The following is an 8,266-nucleotide window of genomic DNA, read 5'->3' as shown; positions in this document are numbered from 1 at the left end:
TTGAAACAAATTACCAGTCCGCAGTCGGCAGTCTCCAGTCGGCAGTAAAAAACATGTGCTTGCCTGAATAGGGTTGATTTATTAGTTATTTTTTTCTCTGCGTTTCTGCGACTCTGCGTTTAAACAAATAAACAAAAAGAAGTACTTAAAGTGCCTAGAGTGCCTAAAGTACTTAGAGTTAGTGTATCGGATAAACAAATAAACAAATTACCAAATAAACAATTCTCCTTTGCGTTCTTTGCGTCTTTGCGTGAAAATATAAACAAATTACCAGTCCGCAGTCGGCAGTCTCCAGTCAAATTTAGAATAAACAAATCACCAAATAAACAACTTAATGACAATTAAATGACAGCGAAGCAAATGACCATTGAAACAAATTAACAAATAAACAAAACTTGCGACACGAAGTTAGCTCGTATGAGTCTGGATGGATATAGAAGAAAGTGGAATTATTTTTGTTAAAACAGAGGATAACCAAAAAAAACAATCATGAAAAAATCAATCTTATTATTTTTTACCGTCTTAATTTTTGTTAATTATTCATTTTCTACTGAAATACCATCAAAAATAAAGCATGTTACAATATACAAACAAAATGCAAAAATTGTAAGAGCAACTAAATCAAGTGTAACAAAAGGTTCTTCAACTCTTGTGTTTGGAGGATTGACAACATCTCTGCAAGTACAAAGTATTCAAGTAGGAATGACAGAAGGTGTTAAGTTATTATCGGTTTCATACAGAATTAATTATTTGCAAGACAAAAAAGTTTCAAAAGGAATAAAAATACTTCAGGATTCGGTTAAGATATTAAATTATAAATTAGCAATTAACAAAAAGGCTAAAGATGTAACAAAAGGAGAAATGAATGTTATAAGTTCTAATACAAAATTAGGGAGTACTCAGGAAGGAGTAAAAGTAGAAGAACTTAAATCTTTGTCTGATTATTATTTCAAGAGAATGAGTGTGTTACAAAACAAATTAGTTGATTTTGATAAGAAAGAAAGGGAAATTAGAGAGGTGTTAAGCAGGATGCAAAACCAAATAAAGCAGTTGAGTTCAGGTTTAAATAAATCAACGGGAGAAATCGTACTTGAAGTAATTTCGGATAGAGCAAAAACATCGGATTTTGTTTTTTCATATATTGTAAATAATGTAAGTTGGGTACCAATTTATGATTTGCGTTCAGATGGAATCGATAAAAATATTCAATTAGTTTACAAAGCAAATGTTTATCAGAGAACAGGTCTGAATTGGGAAAATGTACCAATTACAATTTCTACAGCTAATCCTAATATAAATAACAGCAGACCTATTTTGAATCCGAGATATGTTTATTTTTATCAGCCAACTATATATTCAAAAAGGGAAGAAGTAGTAAGTAATCGAAATATGTTATATGAAGAAGAAGCTATCTCAAATAAACCAATGAAATATGTTGATGCAATGAAAATAGCTAAGACTAAACAAAAATATGTGCAAATTAAACAAAGTTATGTGCCAATGGATATGCATGAAAGTCAGATGAATGTAGAATTTAAAGTAGAACAACCTTATACTATTCCTACGGATGGAAAATATCATATGGTAATAATGACTGAGTTTTCAATTCCTGCAGACTATGAGTATCATGCTGTTCCATCAATTGATAAAGCGGCATTTTTATTAGCTAAAATTGCCGATTGGGGTAAATATAATTTGTTGCCTGGAAAAGCAAATATTTTCTTTGAAAATACTTATGTGGGGCAGTCTCAAATAAATCCATACATAACAGCCGACACACTTCTGTTGTCTTTTGGCAGAGATAGTAAAATTATAATTGAAAGAGAAAAGTTGTACAAAGAAAGTACGGTAAAAACTTCACTTACGACAAAGAAGCATATAAATGCTTACGAAATAACTTTAAGAAATACAAAATCGGAACCAGTAACGATTGAAGTTCTTGACCAAATTCCATTGTCAAACATAAAAGATATTGAAGTAGAATTACTTGAGTCGGGTGGTGCTGAATTAGTGAAAAAAGTAGGAAAGCTTTCATGGGAAATAAAATTGCAAGCAAATGAAAAGAAAAGCATTAAGTTTATTTATTCCGTAAAATATCCTAAAACTAAGGTTGTTAAGGGGAGTTAAATGAGACAATGATATAATGGTATAATGATACAATTATACAATGGACAATGAGACAAAAACACGAATATACTAAGGCTTAAAATGTACACAAACATTAAGCTATATTTTTGTAAATTTGAGTTTTAATTATTTTTTGAAGTAGGCCCATGCTTTTTTTTAGTGAATATTTACAAAAAATTAAAAGCCTGTTAGATAGTTTGGATATATAGAGAATCTTTATATTTTTGTTTTTTTATAAAAACAGAACATTAAAATAAATATGACACAAAAAAAATAAAAGCTTTAAAATATGAAATCTGATAAATACAATAAGATTTTTAAATTAAATCAGGAATGGGTAGAAAGGAAAAATGAAAAAGATGAAGAATTTTTCAAAAATTTATATAAAGAACAAAAGCCTGATTTTTTATATATAGGCTGTTCAGACAGTAGAGTTCCTGCAAATATAATTACGGGTCTAGATGTTGGAGATTTATTTGTTCACAGAAACATTGCAAATGTAGTTTCAAATAATGATTTAAATATTATGTCTATAATTCAATATGCGGTTGAACACCTTAAAGTGAAGCATATCATAGTTTGCGGTCATTACGGATGTGGTGGTATAAAATTGGCGATGGAACAAAAATCCTTTGGATTGTTAGATGGCTGGCTAAAAAATATTAAAGATGTTTATCAGCATCATTTCGAAGAATTGGAACTAATTGATGATGACGAACAAAAATACAAACGACTTGTAGAACTTAATGTAATAGAGCAGGCAGAAAATGTTATTAAAACTTTATATGTTCAAAAAAGCCATATTAAAAATTCTTATCCTATTGTTCATGGATGGGTTTATGATATGAATAATGGGAAATTAATTGATTTGAATATTTAAAAAAAATGTATAAATTGCAGTAAATCTCAAATAAAATTTGGGTTTTAAATACGTTCTTTTTCAAAAGAAAAGTTAATAAATTATTTTCAATCATTGATTCCAAAAATATTATATTTGCCACTAAATTTTTTTAATTACATTAAAGCTTAAATAAGAAAAAACAAATATGGATCTTAAAGACATAATTGCAATCAGAGGAAAAGGAGATTTATTTCGTGTTATTTCCAAATCACCAAAAGGAATTATTGTTGAAACTTTAAACGAGAAAAAAACAAAATTCAAAGTGCAACCGAATCTTCATGTTTTGATATTGAACGATATAACTATTTTTTCAAAAGATGGATCAGATTTTTTCCTTTCTGATGTATTTCTTAGGTTTTATAAAAAAGATGTTCTTAAGCTTAGCATAACACCTAAAACCGAACCCAATAAAATTAAAGAATATTTTAAGGAAGTGGTAATAGACCATGATGAAGAGAAAGTTTATATCTCGGATATGAAAAAAATGATTAAGTGGTACAATGTAATTGCTGAAATTTACCCTGATGTAATTAAGGAGTTAGAGGAAGTTGAAAAGAAGGAAAAAGAAGCTGAGGAGAAAAAGAAAGAGGTCGAAAATAAGGAAAGCGAGGAAAAACCTGAGGGAGGGAAGTAGGCAGTCTTTAGTCAACAGTCGGCAGTCTTCAGTCAACAGTAAGCAGTCTTCAGTCGGCAGATGTAGGTGTAGCAAAATTGTAGAGACAAATCATGACAAGATGTGGGAAATACAAGATACAGTAAGCGATTAGAAAATCGTAAAAAAAGGTATAAACAAATAAACAAAACTTGCGACACGAAATTAGCTCGTATGAGTCCGTATGGATAACCAAATAAATAAACAGATAACCAGATAAACAAATAAACAAATAAAATAAATAGATGAAAATAAAGGATAGAGAATATATAAAAGAAAATCAGGCTATTAATAATTGGGAAGAAATAAAAACATATTATGATAATCTGATTGGAAGAAAAGTGGAAAGTTTTGATGAGCATAAAAAATGGCTTAAAGATAGAAGTGAGTTAGATGCTTTTGTTAGTGAGAATTTGGCGTGGCGTTATATAAAATTTACTTGCAACACAACTGATGAAAAGATTAAGGAAAACTACGAGTATTTTATTAATGAAATTCAACCGAAAATTGCTCCTTATGAAGATAAGCTGAACAAAAAATTTATTAATTTCCCTAAGCTTAATGAATTTAAGGAAGCTTCTTATAAAATTTTAATCAAATCAATTAAAAATGAAATTAACCTTTTTAGAAAGGAAAATATTCCATTGTTTACTGAAATAAGTAAGGAAACAAATAAATTTAACACCATTAGTTCAGCAATGACCATTGAGCATGATGGTAAAGAAATGACCTTGCAACAGGCATCAAAATTTTTGGAGCAAACAGACAGAAAGTTACGAAAAGAAATTTATGAAAAAATTGCTAACAGAAGGGCAAAAAATGTTGAAGAATTAGATAAAATATTTTCAAAGCTTGTAAAATTACGTACTAAAGTAGCAAAAAATGCAGGTTTTGAAAATTATAGAGATTATAAATTTGTTTCACTCAATAGGTTTGATTACACAATTGAAGATAATTTAAAATTTCATGAATCAATCAGAGAGGAAGTTTTACCGCTTTTAAAAATAATTCACCAAAAACGTAAGGAAAAACTCAGATTAGATTCACTTAAACCTTACGATATGGGTGTTGACCTTTATGGTAAAGCTCCTTTAAAACCATTTGAAGGCACTGAGGAATTGATTGACAATTCAATAACTGTTTTTAACAAAGTTGGAGAGCTTGGGAAATATCTTAAAATAATGAAGGAAAAATCTTTCCTTGACCTTGATTCACGAAAAGGAAAAGCCCCCGGAGGATATAACTATCCACTTAGTGAAACCGGAATTCCTTTTATTTTTATGAATTCATCAGGTTTATTGCGTGATTTGGTAACTATGTTTCATGAGGGAGGACATGCTGTTCATTCTTTTTTATCACGCGATTTGGAACTTGTTTATTTCAAAGACACACCATCGGAAGTTGCTGAGTTGGCTTCAATGTCTATGGAATTAATTACTTTTGATTATTGGGATGTATTTTTTCAAGATAAAGATGAACTAAAAAGAGCAAAGCTTACACACCTTGCCGATTTGCTGGGAGTATTGCCATGGGTGGCTATTATTGATAAATTCCAACATTGGATTTACACTAATCCTGAGCATACGGTAAAAGAAAGAGATGAAAAATGGACAGATATTTTTGATGAATTTTCAAGTGGGATAATTGACTTTTCTGATTATGAGGAGCAAAAGAAAAAGCTTTGGCAAAAGCAGATGCATCTTTTTGAAGTACCATTTTATTACATAGAATATGCTATTTCTCAATTAGGTGCAATTGCGATTTGGAAAAATTTTATAGAAAATAAAGAAAAAGGCTTGACTGCGTATTTGAATGCATTAAAACTCGGATATACTAAAAGCATTCCTGAAATTTATAAAACAGCAGGAATAAAGTTTGATTTTTCAAAAAAATATATAGGGCAACTATCTGATTTTGTTAAAAATGAAATTTCTAAATTTGAGAGCTAATTAATAGTTAAAATAATGAAGATAATCTGCATTGGAAGAAATTATGTGAAGCATGTTGAGGAGTTAAAGAATGTTGTAGCAAAAAAACCTGCTATATTTTTAAAACCCGATACTGCTTTATTAGACAAAAACGATGATTTTAAAATTCCCGATTTTTCAAAAAATATTCATCACGAAATAGAAATTGTTTTAAAAATCAGTAAAGAAGGGAAAAATATTAAGAAGGAAGAAGCATTAAATTATTTTAATGAATTAAGTGTGGGAATTGATTTTACAGCTCGAGATATTCAAGATGAATTGAAAGAGAAAAGCTTAAGTTGGGAAATTTCCAAAGCATTTGATGGTGCGGCTGTTGTTGGGGATTTTGTGTCAAAAAAAACAATTTTTGATTTAAAGGATATTAATTTTTCTTTAACAAAAAATTCTTTAGTTGTACAAAAGGGAAGTACTAAGGAAATGATTTTTGACTTTGCTTTTATCATTTCGTACATTTCAAAATATTTTACTTTAAAGCCCGGAGATTTAATTTTTACAGGTACTCCCCAAGGTGTTGCCAAGGTTGAAAAAAATGATGTTTTAAAAGGTTTTTTAGAAACTAATAAATTATTTGAGCTAAAGGTTAAGTAATGAACATTTGCAAATCAGAATTGAAATTAATTATATTTTTTATATTTATTTTTGCATTAAATTCTATTTCAGCACAAGAATATCCAAAAGATTATTTTCGTAGTCCTGTAAAAATACCAATTTATCTTTCAGGTTCTTTTAGCGAGTTACGAACAAATCATTTTCATTCGGGAATTGATATAAAAACCAATGGACAGCAGGGATTAAAGATTGTTGCTGTTGCGGATGGATATGTTTCAAGGATAAGAGTTTCTCCTTACGGTTTTGGAAATGCTTTGTACATAAATCATCCAAATGGATTTACCTCTGTTTATGCTCATCTTTCAAAGTTTAGCGATGATATTGAAAGCTTTGTAAAAAAGAATCAATATCACAAAAAGAAATACGCTATTCAACTTTATCCTTCAAAGAATAAATTTGTTTTTAAAAAAGGTGAGTTGATTGGTTTATCAGGAAATTCAGGTAGTTCACGCGGTCCACATCTTCATTTTGAAATCAGAGATACAAAATCGGAATGGCCAATAAATCCTTTGTATTTCGGATTGAAAATAACTGACGAGATAAAGCCTGAAATAAGGAGGATAAAGCTTTATCCTGTTAACGAGAGTTTTGTTGTAAAAGTTACTTATTATGGAAAAAATTCAACTTATTCAAAATTTTATCATGATGAGTTTGTGTTACGGCTTTCAAAAAGTAATGGAAATTATATTTTAAGAGGAGTAAAAAATATTTCTGTAAATGGTGCTTTTAAACTTGGCATTGAGACTTATGACAAAATGAATAATTCATACAGTACTTTGGGGGTTTATAATATTTTGCTAAAAGTAAATGATGAAAATATTTTTGAAGAGAAATTTAATACTTTCAGTTTTGCAAATTCAAGGTATATAAATGCTCATATTGACTACGCTGAAAAAGTGCATAAAAAGAAAAAAATTCAAAGATTGTTTTTGTTACCAAATAACAAATTACCATTTTACGAAACAATAAATAATAATGGGGAAATAATTACTGAATTTGGAAAAGAAAATCAAATAAATATTTTTGTTAAAGATTTTTCGGGAAATATGTCGGTGCTTAAATTTAAAATAAGTGGCGAAGAATTGAAAAGTAATACGAAGAACTTAAATGATGAAAGTTACAGGAAAATATTTAGCGTTAAGGAAGCAAATTATTTTTATGATGATGAGATAAATTTATTTGCTTTCCCAAATACTTTTTATGATGATTTGAAATTTAAATATCGTCCAAAAGAAGGGAATAGTAACACTTATTCAAAACTACATATAATTCACAAAAATGATGTTCCTGTTCATAAAAGATATATTTTAAAAATAAAAACGCAGAATCTCCCTGAGAAATATAAAGACAAAGCCTACATAGCTGTAAAATACGGGAAAAATTCTTTTAGCTATTTGGGTGGTAAATTAGAAAATGGATGGATAGAAACTAAGGTTCGTGAATTTGGAACTTTTTGTGTTGTTGTGGATTCTGTTGATGCAGTTATTAAAGCATTAAATTTTAAAAATGGAAGTTATGTTTCATCAAAAAAGGAACTAAAGTTAAAAATTTATGACAAGCAATCGGGGATAAGTTCATACAATGGATATATTGACGGCAAGTGGGTTTTGATGGAATATGATGCAAAATACAATCTTTTAAAACATAAATTTGATAGCAGAACATCAAGCGGAAAACACAGTTTAAAAGTTGTTGTAAAAGATAATTGTGGAAATAAAAAAGTTGCTGAGTTTGAATTTGTTAGGTAATGTTACTATGAACTGTCATTGGAATTTGACTTTATTATTTTATTAAATGATTGAAATTCAGCGAACCTAGATAAAGCTATTTTGGAGCTTACATAATTGTATCATTACACCATTGTATCATTAAATCATTAAATCATTGTATCAAACCTTAACTCCCATTTTTTTCATAAGCTCAGTAGCATTCAATATTTTACAAACACCCTTCTTTAATTTGTAATCAAAATTAAATTGTCCTTTATCA

At 28.9% G+C, this 8,266-nt stretch carries 6 protein-coding genes; all 6 read left to right on the top strand.

The features are described from left to right. Positions 1 to 489 precede the first annotated feature (489 nt). Positions 490 to 2,127 carry a DUF4139 domain-containing protein gene (locus U9R42_12810; protein ID MEA3496898.1) on the top strand — a complete coding sequence of 546 codons (1,638 nt, stop codon included), beginning with the start codon at positions 490 to 492 and terminating at the stop codon, positions 2,125 to 2,127. A gap of 289 nt (positions 2,128 to 2,416) precedes the next feature. Then, positions 2,417 to 3,007 carry a carbonic anhydrase gene (locus U9R42_12805; protein ID MEA3496897.1) on the top strand — a complete coding sequence of 197 codons (591 nt, stop codon included), beginning with the start codon at positions 2,417 to 2,419 and terminating at the stop codon, positions 3,005 to 3,007. A 166-nt stretch (positions 3,008 to 3,173) separates the two neighbouring features. Further along, a complete protein-coding gene (locus tag U9R42_12800) occupies positions 3,174 to 3,662 on the top strand; it encodes a DUF5606 domain-containing protein (protein MEA3496896.1) in 489 nt (162 codons plus the stop codon). 263 nt (positions 3,663 to 3,925) lie between these two features. Beyond that, positions 3,926 to 5,629 (top strand): M3 family oligoendopeptidase, encoded by a 1,704-nt coding sequence (locus U9R42_12795; GenBank protein MEA3496895.1) that lies wholly within the window; start codon positions 3,926 to 3,928, stop codon positions 5,627 to 5,629. Positions 5,630 to 5,644: 15 nt separating this feature from the next. Then, a complete protein-coding gene (locus tag U9R42_12790) occupies positions 5,645 to 6,256 on the top strand; it encodes a fumarylacetoacetate hydrolase family protein (protein MEA3496894.1) in 612 nt (203 codons plus the stop codon). Further along, positions 6,256 to 8,025, top strand: coding sequence for a M23 family metallopeptidase (locus tag U9R42_12785; GenBank protein ID MEA3496893.1), 1,770 nt, complete (start codon positions 6,256 to 6,258; stop codon positions 8,023 to 8,025). Before U9R42_12790 ends, U9R42_12785 begins: the two co-directional genes overlap by 1 nt. Positions 8,026 to 8,266 lie beyond the last annotated feature (241 nt).

This window comes from Bacteroidota bacterium (genome assembly GCA_034723125.1).
Classification (GTDB): domain Bacteria; phylum Bacteroidota; class Bacteroidia; order CAILMK01; family JAAYUY01; genus JAYEOP01.
The sequence above is the reverse complement of the archived record's forward strand: the minus strand, read 5'-3'. Positions and strand labels throughout refer to the sequence as shown.

What these genes read in the sequence shown, in the direction of transcription:
- U9R42_12800 (MEA3496896.1), top strand. Translation starts at nt 3,174, where the DNA reads ATGGATCTTAAAGACATAATTGCAATCAGAGGAAAAGGAGATTTATTT.
- U9R42_12790 (MEA3496894.1), top strand. Translation starts at nt 5,645, where the DNA reads ATGAAGATAATCTGCATTGGAAGAAATTATGTGAAGCATGTTGAGGAG.
- U9R42_12810 (MEA3496898.1), top strand. Translation starts at nt 490, where the DNA reads ATGAAAAAATCAATCTTATTATTTTTTACCGTCTTAATTTTTGTTAAT.
- U9R42_12805 (MEA3496897.1), top strand. Translation starts at nt 2,417, where the DNA reads ATGAAATCTGATAAATACAATAAGATTTTTAAATTAAATCAGGAATGG.
- U9R42_12785 (MEA3496893.1), top strand. Translation starts at nt 6,256, where the DNA reads ATGAACATTTGCAAATCAGAATTGAAATTAATTATATTTTTTATATTT.
- U9R42_12795 (MEA3496895.1), top strand. Translation starts at nt 3,926, where the DNA reads ATGAAAATAAAGGATAGAGAATATATAAAAGAAAATCAGGCTATTAAT.